At 71.7% G+C, this 13566-nt stretch carries 14 protein-coding genes; 8 read left to right on the top strand and 6 right to left on the bottom strand.

All coding sequences use genetic code 11. The features are described from left to right. Positions 1 to 95 precede the first annotated feature (95 nt). Positions 96 to 1094, top strand: a complete 999-nt coding sequence (locus ACWD3C_RS29035; protein ID WP_451148995.1) for a sigma-70 family RNA polymerase sigma factor — start codon at positions 96 to 98, stop codon at positions 1092 to 1094. Positions 1095 to 1636: 542 nt separating this feature from the next. Here ACWD3C_RS29035 and ACWD3C_RS29030 read toward each other — a convergent pair. Next, a complete protein-coding gene (locus tag ACWD3C_RS29030; RefSeq protein WP_451148993.1) occupies positions 1637 to 2635 on the bottom strand; it encodes a helix-turn-helix transcriptional regulator in 999 nt (332 codons plus the stop codon). Between the two features lie 62 nt (positions 2636 to 2697). Here ACWD3C_RS29030 and ACWD3C_RS29025 point away from each other — a divergent pair, with 62 nt between their 5' ends. The 5 genes from ACWD3C_RS29025 to ACWD3C_RS29005 all read left to right on the top strand — a co-directional run bounded on the left by ACWD3C_RS29025 (position 2698) and on the right by ACWD3C_RS29005 (position 8817). Next, complete coding sequence (locus ACWD3C_RS29025) at positions 2698 to 4212, top strand: MFS transporter (protein WP_451148991.1); 1515 nt, start codon at positions 2698 to 2700, stop codon at positions 4210 to 4212. A gap of 229 nt (positions 4213 to 4441) precedes the next feature. Further along, positions 4442 to 5203: a DeoR/GlpR family DNA-binding transcription regulator gene (locus ACWD3C_RS29020; RefSeq protein ID WP_451148989.1), complete on the top strand. Its 762-nt coding sequence runs from the start codon at positions 4442 to 4444 to the stop codon at positions 5201 to 5203. Then, entirely contained in the window at positions 5200 to 6147 is a 948-nt protein-coding gene (gene pfkB, locus ACWD3C_RS29015; RefSeq protein ID WP_451148987.1) for a 1-phosphofructokinase, read from the top strand. Before ACWD3C_RS29020 ends, pfkB begins: the two co-directional genes overlap by 4 nt. Positions 6148 to 6376: 229 nt before the next feature. Then, on the top strand, positions 6377 to 8389 hold the full coding sequence (locus tag ACWD3C_RS29010; protein ID WP_451148985.1) for a PTS fructose transporter subunit IIABC: 2013 nt from the start codon (positions 6377 to 6379) through the stop codon (positions 8387 to 8389). Between the two features lie 173 nt (positions 8390 to 8562). Beyond that, on the top strand, positions 8563 to 8817 hold the full coding sequence (locus ACWD3C_RS29005) for a hypothetical protein (RefSeq protein ID WP_451148983.1): 255 nt from the start codon (positions 8563 to 8565) through the stop codon (positions 8815 to 8817). Positions 8818 to 9046: 229 nt separating this feature from the next. On the opposite strand, the gene ACWD3C_RS29000 is transcribed toward ACWD3C_RS29005, so the two are convergent. Both ACWD3C_RS29000 and ACWD3C_RS28995 read right to left on the bottom strand, forming a co-directional pair. Continuing rightward, a complete protein-coding gene (locus ACWD3C_RS29000; RefSeq protein WP_451148981.1) occupies positions 9047 to 9805 on the bottom strand; it encodes a DUF6227 family protein in 759 nt (252 codons plus the stop codon). Positions 9806 to 10081: 276 nt separating this feature from the next. Then, positions 10082 to 11137 carry a P1 family peptidase gene (locus ACWD3C_RS28995; RefSeq protein ID WP_451149045.1) on the bottom strand — a complete coding sequence of 352 codons (1056 nt, stop codon included), beginning with the start codon at positions 11135 to 11137 and terminating at the stop codon, positions 10082 to 10084. Between the two features lie 90 nt (positions 11138 to 11227). Between ACWD3C_RS28995 and ACWD3C_RS28990 the strand changes: the two genes are divergently transcribed. Continuing rightward, positions 11228 to 11359 (top strand): hypothetical protein, encoded by a 132-nt coding sequence (locus ACWD3C_RS28990; RefSeq protein WP_451148979.1) that lies wholly within the window; start codon positions 11228 to 11230, stop codon positions 11357 to 11359. Positions 11360 to 11496: 137 nt separating this feature from the next. Here the strand turns inward: ACWD3C_RS28990 and ACWD3C_RS28985 are convergent, their stop codons facing one another. Next, positions 11497 to 11925: a GNAT family N-acetyltransferase gene (locus tag ACWD3C_RS28985; RefSeq protein WP_451148977.1), complete on the bottom strand. Its 429-nt coding sequence runs from the start codon at positions 11923 to 11925 to the stop codon at positions 11497 to 11499. A gap of 113 nt (positions 11926 to 12038) precedes the next feature. On the opposite strand from ACWD3C_RS28985, the gene ACWD3C_RS28980 reads away from it, so the two are divergent. Then, entirely contained in the window at positions 12039 to 12224 is a 186-nt protein-coding gene (locus ACWD3C_RS28980; RefSeq protein WP_451148975.1) for a hypothetical protein, read from the top strand. A gap of 133 nt (positions 12225 to 12357) precedes the next feature. On the opposite strand, the gene mscL is transcribed toward ACWD3C_RS28980, so the two are convergent. Then, on the bottom strand, positions 12358 to 12828 hold the full coding sequence (gene mscL / locus ACWD3C_RS28975; protein WP_451148973.1) for a large conductance mechanosensitive channel protein MscL: 471 nt from the start codon (positions 12826 to 12828) through the stop codon (positions 12358 to 12360). A gap of 120 nt (positions 12829 to 12948) precedes the next feature. Beyond that, positions 12949 to 13557: a hypothetical protein gene (locus ACWD3C_RS28970; protein ID WP_451149043.1), complete on the bottom strand. Its 609-nt coding sequence runs from the start codon at positions 13555 to 13557 to the stop codon at positions 12949 to 12951. Positions 13558 to 13566 lie beyond the last annotated feature (9 nt).

The raw sequence follows: 13566 nt of genomic DNA, 5'->3' as shown, positions 1-13566 counted from the left end.
TTCCAGTCGTTGTTTCCATCGGATGCAGGGCACCCGACAAGGTGATTCCAGCGTCACAGGACCATCCGCTAGCCCACCATCGCAAGGGAGCACGCATGGCAACCCGTGCCGTCGCCACCCGTCGTACGTCCGCCTCCGGCGGGAACGACGCGGCAAACAGCGTTCGCGCCTCTGGCGGCGAGATCGCCGACCGCGACCTGGTCGGCATGTACCTCGACGAGATCGCGCGTACGCCGCTGCTCGACGCCGCCAGGGAAGTCGAGCTGTCCCAGATCATCGAGGCGGGTGTTTTCGCGCGGCAGATCCTCGACGGCGAGGCAGAGGCCACAGCGGATGCCACCCGCGAAGAGCTCGAAGCGCTGGTCCGGGAGGGCGAGCGCGCCAAGGACATCTTCATACGGTCGAACCTGCGGCTCGTCGTGGCCGTGGCCCGGCGCTACCCGCGCAGTGGTCTGCCCCTGCTCGACCTGATCCAGGAGGGCAACGCCGGCCTGGTCCGCGCGGTCGAGAAGTTCGACTACCGCAAGGGCTTCAAGTTCTCGACGTACGCGACCTGGTGGATCCGGCAGGCCATCACCCGGTCGATCGCCGACCAGTCGCGGACGATTCGTCTGCCCGTGCACCTGGTCGAGGAGCTCGGCCGGATACGCCGCGTGCAGCGCGAGTTCAACCGGGAGCACGGGCGCGATCCCGAGCCCGCCGAGATCGCCGGTGAGCTGGGCTCCACGCCCGAGCGCGTGGCGGACGTGCTCGACTGGGCGCGCGACCCGGTCTCGCTGAACATGTCGGTGGACGACGAGGGCGAGACCCAGTTCGGCGATCTGCTGGAGGACACGTCCGCCGTGTCGCCCGAGCAGTCCGTGCTCACGCTGCTGCGCAGCGAGGAGCTCGACGACCTGATCGGACGGCTCGACCAGCGCACCGCCTCGATCATCAAGATGCGGTACGGCATCGAGGACGGCCGGGAGCGCACGCTCACCGAGGTCGGCAAGGAGCACGGCCTCACACGCGAGCGCATCCGCCAGATCGAGAAGCACGCGCTGCTGGAGCTGAAGAAGCTGGCACGGGACACGGGGTTCGACGCGGCGGCCTGACAGTCGCCCGACGCACGTCGGCACGGGCGCCCGACACGCATGGGTACGGGCGGCCCACCCGGTGGTGGCCCACCCGGCCCAACCGGCCCGGGGCCGCCCAGAGTTGGCCGTGTTGTGCCGCTTCAACCCGGCGGTCCGCGGGCACAAGACCACTGGGCCCGCGACACGGCAAGGCCCGGAGCCGTCGGCCCGGGACCTCATGGGGTCCGGACGACCACCGTACGGACGCCGGCTGTGCTGCCCGTGTGCCACCGGCGGCGGCCGCAAGAAACAACAACAACCGCAGGAAACAACCAGAGCCAGGTCCCGACGCACTCCCCCCGGCGCCGGGACCCTCCCAGAGCCGAGCTTCGGCGTCTCCCCCCGGCGCCGGAGCTCGGCTCGACCTTTGCCGGGGGCGTCCACGCACACGCGGCTGGGCAGACCGGGCTCAGCAGACTGAAGGGTCACCCCGGACCTGAACCCCGGGGTGACCCGAACGGCAGATTGTGTCACAGGGGAACGGCTCGCCGTACAGGGTGTCCGACGCGCACGTGCGTACGTCAGACGGTCGGCTCGGGCCCCGCCCCGCGCCCGGTACCGTCCACCGCCCGCATCAGCCGCGCCCCCAACTCCCGTACGTACCCCACCAGTTCCGGCGGCTCGTGCACCGTGAACTCGCAGTCGACCAGAGCGATCCGTACCGCCAGCCACTCCACGGAGTCACCCACGGTGGCCCGGAGCCGGCAGCTGTGCTCGTCGAGGGGCTCGGGGGTGCCGAACCAGCGTGGCAGCCGGGCCGCGATGAACTCGGCGGGCGCGGCGAAGGTGACTTCGAAGTCGTACATCTCCTGCCGCCGGTACATCGACTGCCGCAGATACTCCGCCGCGCTCCCCGTCGGCAGCTCGCGCGGCGCGAACCGCGCGCCTGTCGCGAACGGGTCGCTGACCCGGTCGACGCGGAAGGTGCGCCAGTCGGCGCGGTCGAGGTCGTAGGCGACGAGGTACCAGCGGCGGCCGGTCGACACCAGGCGGTACGGCTCGGTCAGGCGCCGTGACTCGGTGCCGTCCCCGGAGCGGTACGCGAACCGCAGCCGCTCCTGCCCCGCCACCGTCGAGGCCATCACGGTCAGCGTCTCGGGGGCGATGCTCCCGCCGTCCCCGCTGGTGAGGGGTGTCGTCGCGGCCTGGAGGGTCGACACCCGGTGCCGTAGACGGGAAGGGAGCACCTGTTCGAGTTTGGCGAGTGCCCGTACGGAGGCCTCGTCCACCCCCTCCACCGCGTGACCCGCGCCCGCCCGCAGGCCGACCGCGATCGCCACGGCCTCCTCGTCGTCGAGCACGAGCGGGGGCATGGCCTTTCCGGCCACCAGCCGGTAGCCGCCGTCGGCGCCCTTGGTCGCCTGTACCGGATAGCCGAGCTCGCGCAGCCGGTCGATGTCCCGCCGGACCGTGCGACGGGAGACGCCCAGGCGGCCGGCGAGCTCGCCGCCGGGCCATTCGCGGGGCGTCTGGAGGAGGGAGAGGAGTTGGAGGAGCCGGGCCGGAGTGTCCGTCGTCATGCGTTCGAGGATGCCGTAACACTAGGACATGATCTGACCTAATAGGCCCCTAGCTTCGCGACATGACCTCAACCGAGCCCCATCCCACCGCACAGCCCGCCGCGGGTGACCGGCGACGCTGGATCGCCCTCGCCATCGTGATGACCGCGGCCTTCATGGACCTGGTCGACGTCACGATCGTCAACATCGCGATCCCGTCGATCCAGCGGGACGCGGGCGCGACGTTCAGCCAGATCCAGTGGATCACCGCCGGATACGCGCTCGCCTTCGCCGCCGGACTCATCACCGGCGGCCGGCTCGGCGACATCCACGGCCGCAAGCGGCTGTTCCTCGTCGGCATCGGCGGCTTCACCATCGCCTCGGCGCTGTGCGGCTTCGCCGCGAACCCGGAGATGCTCGTCGCCGCGCGCATCCTGCAGGGCGCCATGGCCGCGCTGATGGTGCCGCAGGTGCTGTCGATCGTGCACGCCACCTTCCCGGCGCACGAGCGGGGCAAGGTCTTCGGGCTGTTCGGCGCGGTCGTGGGCCTCGGGGCCGTCTCCGGTCCGCTCCTCGGCGCGCTGCTCACCCAGTGGAACCTCTTCGGCTTGGAGTGGCGCCCGATCTTCCTGATCAACCTCCCGGTCGGCATCGCGGGCCTGATCCTCGGCCGCCGCTTCATCACCGAGTCCAAGGCGCCCCGGGCGCTCCGTCTCGACCTGGTCGGCGTCGCCCTGGTCACCCTCGGTCTGCTGATGCTGATCTATCCGCTCACGCGCGGCGAAGAACTGGGCTGGCCGCTGTGGGGGTACGTCTCGATGGCGGGCTCGCTGGTGGTGTTCGCGGCGCTGGTGGCGTACGAGAAGCGGAAGACGGCGAGGGACGGCTCCCCGCTCGTGGAACTCTCCCTGTTCAAGGTGAAGAGCTTCGCCGCGGGCATCGCCGTACAGACGGTCTTCGGCGTCGGCCTCGGCATCTTCTTCCTGGTCTGGACCCTCTACATGCAGACCGGCCTCGACTGGAGCCCCCTGCGCGCCGGCCTGACCGGCATCCCCTTCTCCCTCGCCGTCTCGACGGCCGCCGGCCTCTCCGTCCAGAAGCTCGTCCCGCGCTTCGGCCGCAAGGTCCTCCAGGCGGGCGCGCTGGTGCTGGGGCTCGGCGTCCTCCTCTATATGTGGGAGTCCGAGCGGTACGGCCTGTCCATCGCTCCCTGGCAGATGGCGCTCCCGCTGGTCGTCATGGGCGTGGGCATGGGCCTGATCGTCGCCCCGCTGACCGACGCGATCCTCTCCGAGGTTCCGCGCGAACACGCGGGCTCCGCGTCGGGCCTGATCAACACGGTCCAGCAGATGGGCAACGCGCTGGGGCTCGGCCTGGTGTCCGTCGCCTTCTTCGGCACCATGGGCGACGACCTCGTCCCGGCCGAGGTCGGTCCGGCCTTCGTGGACGCCTTCCAGAACGCGCTCGGGTGGGTCGCCGTGGTGATGGCCGCGATCTTCCTCCTCATGTTCGCCCTGCCGAAGCGGCCCGCCCAGCATGTGGAGGGGGCGGAGGCGGAACCCGCGGTCGAGGAGCGGGAGTTGGAGCCGGTGGCCTGACGGCCGGTTCAAAAGCAGCTGGGGCCCACATCAACAGGTGTGGGCCCCTGCTGCTTTACACATACGACTGGGCCGTAGGGCCCGACTTTACGTATACCCCTGGGCCGTAAGGCCCGATTGTGTCTGGCGTGTGCCCGAACCTGTTTACTTTCCGGAAATCCAGGCGTAGCCTCCCGATTGAAACCACAAGTTCGGGCATCATCGGGCACTGAGTCGGAGGCGAACGGACATGTACGCACCGGAGCGGCAGCAGGAGATCCTCCGGCTCGCCCGTGACGGCGGCAGGGTGGACGTGGTGTCGCTGGCCGAGGAGTTCCAGGTCACGGCGGAGACGATCCGCCGGGACCTGAAGGCCCTGGACCGCGCGGGACTCGTCCGCCGGGTGCACGGCGGCGCGATCCCGGCCGGACGGCTGGACTTCGAGCCCGACCTCGCCGAGCGCGAGACCACGGCGGCCGACGAGAAGGACCGCATCGCCAAGGCCGCGCTGGCCGAGCTGCCGAACGACGGCACGGTGATCCTCGACGCCGGTACGACGGTCGCCCGCCTCGCCGGGGCCATCCCGCTGGAGGTGTCGCTCACCGTAGTGACGCACAGCCTGCCGATCGCGGCCCGCCTCGCCGACCACCCCGGCATCCAGCTCCACCTGGTCGGCGGCCGGGTCCGGCACCGTACGCGAGCCGCCGTCGACGCCTGGGCCCTGCGCGCGTACGGTGAGATCCGCGCCGACGTGCTGTTCATCGCCGCGAACGGCTTCTCCGCCCAGCACGGCCTGACCACCCCCGACCTCGCCGAGGCCGCCGTCAAGCGCGCGGCCGTGGCCGCCGCCCGCCGGGTGGTGCTCCTCGCCGACTCCTCCAAGCATGGTCAGGAGCACTTCGCCCGCTTCGGTGACCTGACCGACGTGGACCTGGTGATCACTGACATCGGGCTGAACCAAGACGACGCGGCCGCCATCGAGCGCGGCGGTACGGAAGTAGTGCGCGCATGATCCTCACCGTGACCCCCAATCCCTCCCTCGACCGGACGTACGAGGTTCCCTCGCTCGACCGCGGCGAGGTGATCCGGGCCACCGGTGAGCGCATGGACCCGGGCGGCAAGGGCGTCAACGTCTCGCGGGCCGTCTCCGCCGCCGGACGGCGGACCGTGGCCGTGCTCCCGCTGGGCGGTGCGCCGGGCGCGCTCGTCGCCGATCTGCTCGACGCGCAGGGCATCGAGGTCGCGCAGGTGCCGGTCGCCGGGGCCACCCGTTCCAACATCGCCCTCGCCGAGGCGGACGGCGTGCTGACGAAGATCAACGCACCCGGTCCCGAACTGACCTCCGCCGAGGAGGAGTTGCTCCTCGAAACCGTGCGCGTGCAGTCCCGCGAAGCCGACTGGATCGCCTGCTGCGGCAGCCTCCCGGTCGGCCTCGCCCCCTCCTGGTACGCCGCCCTGGTCGCCCGTGCCCACGCGGCGGGCACCCGCATCGCGCTCGACACCTCGGGGCCCGCCCTGCTGGCGGCGTTGCGCGAGCGCCCGGACGTCGTCAAGCCGAATGCCGAGGAGCTCGCCGAAGCCGTCGGCCGCCCCCTCGCCACCGTCGGCGACGCGGTCAAGGCCGCCGAGGAACTGCGCGCGATGGGCGCCGGCGCCGTACTGGCCAGCCTGGGCGCCGACGGGCAGGTGCTCGTCGACGCCTCGGGCGCCTGGTTCGGCAGCGCCCGCGTCGATGTCGTACGCAGCAACGTGGGCGCCGGCGACTCCTCGCTCGCCGGGTTCCTGATCGCGGGCGGCAGTGGGCCCGACGCCCTCGCCTCGGCCGTCGCCCACGGCGCCGCGGCCGTCCAGCTCCCCGGCAGCGTGATGCCGACGCCGGACGACCTCGACACCTCGGCGGTGACGGTCACGGCCGAGGTGCCCGTGGACCGCGTACTGAAGGAGCCGGTGTCATGACCTTACTGACCACCGGCCGTACTGGACCGGCCCTGAAGCGGCGGGGTTTCCCCGGCCCCGCCGCAGCCACCAGGAGGCGGGGTTACCCCGGCCCCGCCTCCGCCTTCACCCCTGTCCCCACCGGGTTCCCCCAAGCCCGTACCCCCCACGCACCCGTCGGGTGCAGCACCCCCGTCCCCACCCACGCCCACGACTTCCCCCGGGCGATACGCGTGCGAAGGAGCCCGCGATGAGCGAGATGATCACCGCGGATCTGGTCGACCTCGACCTGTCCGCCGAGACAAAGGAAGCGGCGGCGCGTGCCCTCGCCGAGCGCATGGTGGCCAAGGGCCGGGTGACCGACCTCGACGGCTTCCTCGCCGACGTGGCCGCCCGCGAGGCGCAGATGCCGACCGGCCTCGACGGCGGCATCGGCATCCCGCACTGCCGCAGCGAGCACGTCACCGAGCCCACGCTCGCCTTCGGGCGCAGCGCGGCCGGGATCGACTTCGGCGCGGCCGACGGTCCCGCCGACCTGATCTTCCTGATCGCCGCCCCGGCGGGCGCCGACGACGCCCACCTGACGATCCTGTCCTCGCTGGCCCGGCAGCTGATGGACGCCGAGTTCACGTCCGCGCTGCGGTCGGTGGGCGACGCGGACACGGCCGCCGCCCTCATCCGGGGCGAGGACGTACCAGACTCCGCGGCGGCGTCGGCCGGAACGGCCTCCACCGACGCCGCCGCGGGCACCGACGACGCACCGGCCCCCTTCCGCATCGTCGCCGTCACCTCCTGCCCCACCGGCATCGCCCACACCTACATGGCCGCCGAGTCGCTGGAGAACGCGGGCCGCGAGGCCGGTGACGTCGAGGTCGTCGTCGAGACGCAGGGCTCGGCCGGCTTCACCCGGCTCGACCCGGCAGTCATCGCCGCCGCCGACGGCGTGATCTTCGCGCACGACGTCGCCGTACGGGAGAAGGACCGGTTCGCCGGGAAGCCCACCGTGGACACCGGCGTGAAGGCGGCCATCAACAAGCCCGCCGCGCTGATCGCCGAGGTCCGGGCCAAGGCCGAGCGCGGCGAGGCCACGGCCGCCAAGCCCGGCGGTACGCCGGTGGAGCGGGCCGGCGAGCCCGGTGAGGGCTATGGCACCAAGCTGCGCAAGTGGCTGATGTCCGGCGTGAGCTACATGGTTCCGTTCGTCGCGGCCGGTGGTCTCCTCATCGCCCTCGGCTTCGCGATCGGCGGCTACCAGATCAACGAGGCCCCGTCCGTCATCGAGCACTTCGACTGGGGCCAGATCGACAGCTGGGGCGCCCTGCTGTTCCAGATCGGCGCGGCGGCCTTCGGCTTCCTCGTCCCGGTCCTCGCCGGATACATCGCGTACGGCATGGCCGACCGGCCAGGTCTCGTGCCCGGCTTCGTCGGCGGTGCGATCTCCCTGACGATCGGCGCCGGGTTCCTCGGCGGTCTCGCCGCCGGTCTGATCGCCGGTGGTGTGGTCCTCGCGATCCAGCGGGTCAACATCCCACCGGTGCTGCGCGGCATCATGCCGGTGGTCGTGATCCCGCTGCTCTCGTCGATCGCCGTCGGCTTCCTGATGTTCGTGGTCATCGGCAAGCCGATCGCCGAGGCGCAGGAGGGCCTGACCAGCTGGCTGAACGGCCTCTCCGGCACCAACGCCGTCCTGCTCGGCGTGCTGCTCGGCCTGATGATGTGCTTCGACCTCGGCGGCCCGGTCAACAAGGTGGCCTACACCTTCGCGACGGCCGGCATCGCGGTCGCGGCACCCAGCGACTCCGCGATGAAGATCATGGCGGCGGTCATGGCGGCCGGCATGGTTCCCCCGCTGGGCATGGCCCTCGCGACGGTGGTCCGCAAGAAGCTGTTCACCACCGCCGAGCGCGAGAACGGCAAGGCGGCCTGGGTCCTCGGTGCCTCCTTCATCTCCGAGGGAGCGATCCCGTTCGCGGCCGCCGACCCGCTGCGGGTCATCCCGGCCTCCATGGCGGGCGGCGCGGTCACCGGTGCGCTGACCATGGCGTTCGGCTCGACGCTGCGTGCTCCGCACGGCGGCATCTGGGTCACGTTCCTGATCGGCAAGCCGTTCCTGTACCTGCTGGCCATCGCGGTCGGTACGGCGGTTACGGCCGGGCTCGTCATCGTCCTGAAGGGCATGCGCAAGACCCAGCCGGGCGGCGCGGCGGGCGGTCCCGCCGCTTCCGCAGCCAAGGCCGAGTCGAAGGAGCCGGTCGCGGCCTGAACCCGTGACCGTTACGACGGCCGCAGTCCTCGTGTCTTCGTGACAGGGGGCTGCGGCCGTCGCGTACTTTTACGTCCGCTGTACCTTTACATCCGCTGTGAGGTGTTCGCCTCACCTGCGAGATGCGTCACGGTCCGCCCTCAAAGGCCCGGACCGTGGTGTCTACTGGGCCCATGCCTGAGCACGTGTCGATCCTCCAAGTGGTGGGCGTGGTCGCCCTCGCCGCGGCGGCCGCCATCTGGGTCGCCGTGCTGGTCCGCATCCTGCGCCGCGACAGCGACCTGCACCGCCGCCGCTTCGCCGCCCTCCGGGCCCTGCCCCACCAGCGCCGCCGCTCCGCTCCGCACGTGGAGAGCGTCGAGCTGACTCCGGCGGAGCGGGACGCGTTCGCGGGGCTGGTGCGGCGGTTGAGCGAAGGCCGGTCGTAGAACTCGGCGTTCGCGGAACTCGACGGGGCCGGTCGTAAGAACGCGGTGTTCGCAGAACTCGGCGAGAGCCGTTTGCGGAACCCTCAGCCGGGGCCGCGGAACCCTCAGCCGGGGCCGCGGAACTCTGAGCCGGGGCCGCGGAACCCTCAGCCGGGGCCGCGGAACTCTGAGCCGGGGCCGCGGAACTCTGAGCCGAGGCCGAGGAACCCTCAGTCCCGTCCGGGGACTCTCAGCCGAGGCCGAGCCTCGACGCCCGCCTCTCCATCGCGTCCCGAGCCGCGTCCTCCGTCACATACACCTCGCACATGTGCCGCCCGTCGGGCGTCGCCGTGTGCTCGACCTCCCACAGGGAGATCTCGCGCCCGTCGGCGAGAAGGAACGCGTGCTCGTACAGCGAGAAGTTCGGCCCGGGGCGGCCGGGACGGCTGTTCGGGCGGCCGAAGGCCTGGGTGATCTCGTGCGCGAACGCGGTCCGCAGCAGCAGCGCGGCGAGGTCGTCCCCCGGCGGGTCCGGGTTCTCCGCGCGCCGCAGCAGCCGCCGCGCGTGGTCCGCCGAGTCGTCGGCGACGTACTCGTGGCCCGGCTCGGGCACCGGCTCCAGCTCCACCGTCACCGGCAGCTCGAAGTCCGGCGCGTCCGGGGGCAGCGGCAGCCGCGCGGTGGCGATCCGCAGCTCCTCCTCGTCCGCGTACACCTCGTGCTGGGTCTCGCCGCCGGACGCCGTGTTGTGCGCGAGCTCCCACAGCGTGAGCGCCGAGCCGTCGGCGAGCAGCCAGGTGTGCCGGTACGTCGCTCGGTGCAGCCCCGTGCTGTAGTGCGCGGAGTGCAGCGAACTGTCATGGGCCAGCGCGCAGTCGAGCTGCCGTATCGTCTCGTCGGGCAGCTCGAAGGAGTTCAGGGCGCGGCCAAGGAGTCGCGCGAGGTGCTCCTCCGGAGACTCGGGCGACTCGGGTGGCTCGTACGCTGCCGTCTCGTACGGAACGCTCAAGGTTTCTCCCGGCGTTGCTGCATGTCACCTTGTGGGTGCATACCGTAGCCCCTCGGTAGGACATCATGTCCGGGAACCGAGAAAACGTACGCCGGGAAAACGCGAGGGCCGCACGGAAAGTTCCCGCACGGCCCGACGAATCTCACAGAACCCTTTGGTCAGACGGCAGTTGACGCCGAACCGGTTGCCGATCCCCCGATCCCCGCCGGGCGCGACCGTGCTGCTGGGGAAAGCACCAGTTTTCCCTTCACCCTGGGGCCGGAAGCGCAGCATGCCTCAGCCCCCGTAGAGCTCCCCGTACGACGGCCACACGCCGCCCGGCCCCTCCACCGACTCGGCCGCCCGTACCGCCCGGACGATCGCCCGGGTCACCACGTCCGCGCCGGCCGCGAGGACGCCGTTCAGGGCTAGTGGGCCCTCCGGTGGCAGGGGCCGGGCGCCGGTCGACAGGGCGAAGACCGTGTCGCCGTCGTGGAGAAGGTGGACCGGGCGTACGGCGCGGGCGATGCCGTCGTGGGCGGTGCCCGCGAGCTTCTGGGCCTGGGCGCGGGTGAGGTCGGCGTCGGTGGCGACCACGGCGAGGGTCGTGTTCAGCGGGGGAGGGGCGTTCCTCGCGGCGACCTCGGCGAGCCGCTGCCGCGCGGCTTCGTGGACCTCGGCCGCCGGATACGCCGCACGCCCTCCCTGGAGCAACTCCCCGTACAGCACCCCCGTTTCCGGATCCATCGCCGACCCCGCCGCGTTGGCCACCACCAGCGCGGCAACCGTGATCCCCGAGCCGAGCACGACGCTCGCGGTGCCGACGCCGCCCTTGATGTGCTCGATCACCGCGCCCGTACCCGCGCCCACGCACCCCTCCTCGACCGCGCCGCCCGGCTCGCTCGCGGCGGCCGCCTCGACCGCGGCCCGGCCGGTGTCCGCGTCGGGCCTGGCCCGGAAGTCACCGCCCCGGCCCAGGTCGAAGACGCAGGCGGCGGGCACCACCGGCACGACGTGCGCCGGATCGGGCCCCACCCGCACCCCGCGCCCGCGCTCCTCCAGCCAGGCCATCACCCCCGACGCCGAGTCCAGCCCGTACGCACTGCCCCCGGTCAGCACCACCGCCTCGACCTTCTGCACCACGTTCCGCGGATCGAGCGCGTCCGTCTCCTTGGTACCGGGCCCGCCGCCCCGCACATCCACCGCCGCCACGACACCACCCTCCGGCGCCAGCACGACCGTGGTCCCGGTGAGCCGGCCTCCGCCGATCCGGGTGGCGTGCCCGACCCGCAGGCCGGCGATGTCTGTCAGCGCGCCGACCTTCCTGGACCGCTTGGGCGCCGTGGGTTCCATGGGCGTTGGGGAGGCAATCGCGTCGTTCGTCATGGGGCCAATGTTCCCTCGCGACTCCGCGCGGCCTCCTCCCTCGTCACCATCCGTACCGTGACCGTCGTCCCGGTCGCGACGGTCGGCGCCATCACGATCCCCACCGCCGGCACCGTCGGCACCGCCCAGTGGCCCAGGAACGTCCACGCGATCACCGTCGGCACGGCGGCGGGCGGCATGGCCTGCTGAGCCGGACCCACCTTGAAGTGGCGGGCAGTGACGGGCCGTTCGCGTGTCAGGGGCGTGCGGCGGACCGGTCGCGTTCCCTCCAACAGCGAGGAAACTGACGACGCGACCGGCAGGACTCTCCGGATCGACACTGCTGTTCATGGCCCGGGGCGCACTGCGGCGAGGCCGCCTCGGAGCGCGATGAGACCCGCGGGCGTCGGCTTGAACCCGCAGGCGTCGAAGTAGAACGACTGCAGGTCGTCCTCGAAGTCGACGTGCAGCCATTCGCATGTGGCCGTACGGGCCTGTCGTGCGGCCTCTGCGACAAGCCCGGTTCCAATCCCCGAGCGGCGGTAGCCCGTTGCGACCACGGTGTCCAGGATGAACGCGTGGACGCCGCCGTCCCACGCGACGTTCACGAAACCGACGAGGTCACCGTCATGGCGTGCGCAGACCCAGCCGAGGCTGTGGCGGTGCACCCGAGCCAGCCAATCGGCATCCGAGGTCCGATGGTTGAAGCCCGCTGCGTGCAGCGCATCGACGGCCGCGTTGTCGAAGTCGCCCCGCCACTCATACGTGATCGTCATGGCGCGAGCGTAGACCGCCACCCTCGCCCCGGCCTCCCCCACAGCAGGACCCGGAAATGATCACCAGTTCCGGCCTCGCCACCCTCCCCGCCCCGGACCCGTACCCTGGACCCATGAGTACCGCTCCCGCCCCCGAATCGCGCGATCCCAAGGCCGCGCTGGTCTTCGACGACCCGCTTGGCCGGTCGTCGTCGGACGACACGGACCACGGGTGGGGCGAGTGGAGCGGCGGTGGTGAGAACGACGGCGCCGCCGACCTGAAGCGCTTCCTCGACGAGAAGCCGCCCCACCACCTCTGACACCCCCGAAGGACCCTGCCTAAGCAGGTCGGGCGAAGTCCGCTGCGGTTGGGCCGCGCCCCAAAGGGGCGCGGGGCTGTGTACAGATGCGGCCCCGCGGCGGAGCCGCATATCGACACAGCCAGCGGAGCGCTTAGCCGCGGTCGTGGCCGGAGCCGCGCTGGGCCACCAGGGCGTCGCGGATCTCCTTGAGGACCTCCAGCTCGGTGACCTCGATGGCCTCGTGGGTGCCTTCCTTGGCCTTGCGGCGGGCCTCCTGGCGGGCCAGGTACTTGGACATGGGCAGGACCATCAGGAAGTAGACGACGGCCGCGGTGATCACGAAGCTGAGGGTGGAGCCGAGCACGGAGCCCCACATGATCTGGATGCCGGTCGCGTCGTCGCCGCTGCCCGTGCAGGGGTCCTTGAGGCAGTAGGTGTAGTTGTCGAGGTCCTTCGTGCCGACTGCCCCCACCAGCGGGTTGATGATGCCCTGCACCACCGAGTTGACGATGTTGGTGAAGGCCGCACCGATGACCACCGCGACGGCCAGGTCGACGACGTTCCCCCGCGTCAGGAAGGCCTTGAAGCCCTCCCAAACGTTCGGCTCCTTCTTCTGGCTCACCACGAGGCCCCTCTGCACAAGTTGTGGAACAAACGACTCCGCAACCTACGGCAGGGCATGACAGGGCTGTCCAATCGGGTCCCTCGAACGAGGGGCTTGACGCCGGCTCGGCGCCGGCACTCAGCAGACTCGGCACAGTGTCACCGCCAACCGCGAGGTCGCACCGGCGCCCGCCAGCCGTGCCGCCGTGGTCCGCGGCACGGACAGGACCACCAGTGCCCCGCTCTCGGCCACGTCCGCCACCGGCACCTTCGTCACCCGGGCCCCGCGCGCGACCACCCGGGCATCACCGCCGCCCGCCACCGACTCCTCGGCGGCGATCACATCGACCCGGTCACCGGGCCGCAGCAGCCGTACGGTCGCCCCGTCGGCGATCCGCACCGGCGCCGCCACCGTCTCAGCGGCCCGGCGCTCCCGTACGGGGTCGGCCACCGGATGCCCCCGTACCCGCTCGGCGTCCCGTGGCCCCGCCGCCACCAGGGCCACCGCGGTCACGGCCAGCCCCACGGCCACGGCCCGCCTCCGGCATCGGAGGAACCGCCGCAACTGATACCGGCCCGCGCGCACCCGCAGCGGAGCGAAGTGGGGCACCTCGCAGGTGGGCGGCGCGTCCGTACCCGGCGGGCGGTAGCCGGACGGCTGCGAAAGTGCGGACGGCTGCGAAGGGACGGACGCGGACGCGGACGATGACGATGACGACGTGGAGAACGGGAGGGACACAGGGACCACCACCTGCTG

The sequence above is a fragment of the Streptomyces sp. NPDC002845 genome (genome assembly GCF_053591955.1).
Note: the sequence above shows the minus strand (reverse complement) of the source record. Positions and strands in the feature narration are given on the sequence as shown.

Coding starts and splice junctions, on each gene's coding strand:
- ACWD3C_RS29035 (WP_451148995.1), top strand. CDS start 96: ATGGCAACCCGTGCCGTCGCCACCCGTCGTACGTCCGCCTCCGGCGGG.
- ACWD3C_RS29030 (WP_451148993.1), bottom strand. CDS start 2,635: ATGACGACGGACACTCCGGCCCGGCTCCTCCAACTCCTCTCCCTCCTC.
- ACWD3C_RS29025 (WP_451148991.1), top strand. CDS start 2,698: ATGACCTCAACCGAGCCCCATCCCACCGCACAGCCCGCCGCGGGTGAC.
- ACWD3C_RS29020 (WP_451148989.1), top strand. CDS start 4,442: ATGTACGCACCGGAGCGGCAGCAGGAGATCCTCCGGCTCGCCCGTGAC.
- pfkB (WP_451148987.1), top strand. CDS start 5,200: ATGATCCTCACCGTGACCCCCAATCCCTCCCTCGACCGGACGTACGAG.
- ACWD3C_RS29010 (WP_451148985.1), top strand. CDS start 6,377: ATGAGCGAGATGATCACCGCGGATCTGGTCGACCTCGACCTGTCCGCC.
- ACWD3C_RS29005 (WP_451148983.1), top strand. CDS start 8,563: ATGCCTGAGCACGTGTCGATCCTCCAAGTGGTGGGCGTGGTCGCCCTC.
- ACWD3C_RS28995 (WP_451149045.1), bottom strand. CDS start 11,137: ATGGAACCCACGGCGCCCAAGCGGTCCAGGAAGGTCGGCGCGCTGACA.
- ACWD3C_RS28985 (WP_451148977.1), bottom strand. CDS start 11,925: ATGACGATCACGTATGAGTGGCGGGGCGACTTCGACAACGCGGCCGTC.
- ACWD3C_RS28980 (WP_451148975.1), top strand. CDS start 12,039: ATGAGTACCGCTCCCGCCCCCGAATCGCGCGATCCCAAGGCCGCGCTG.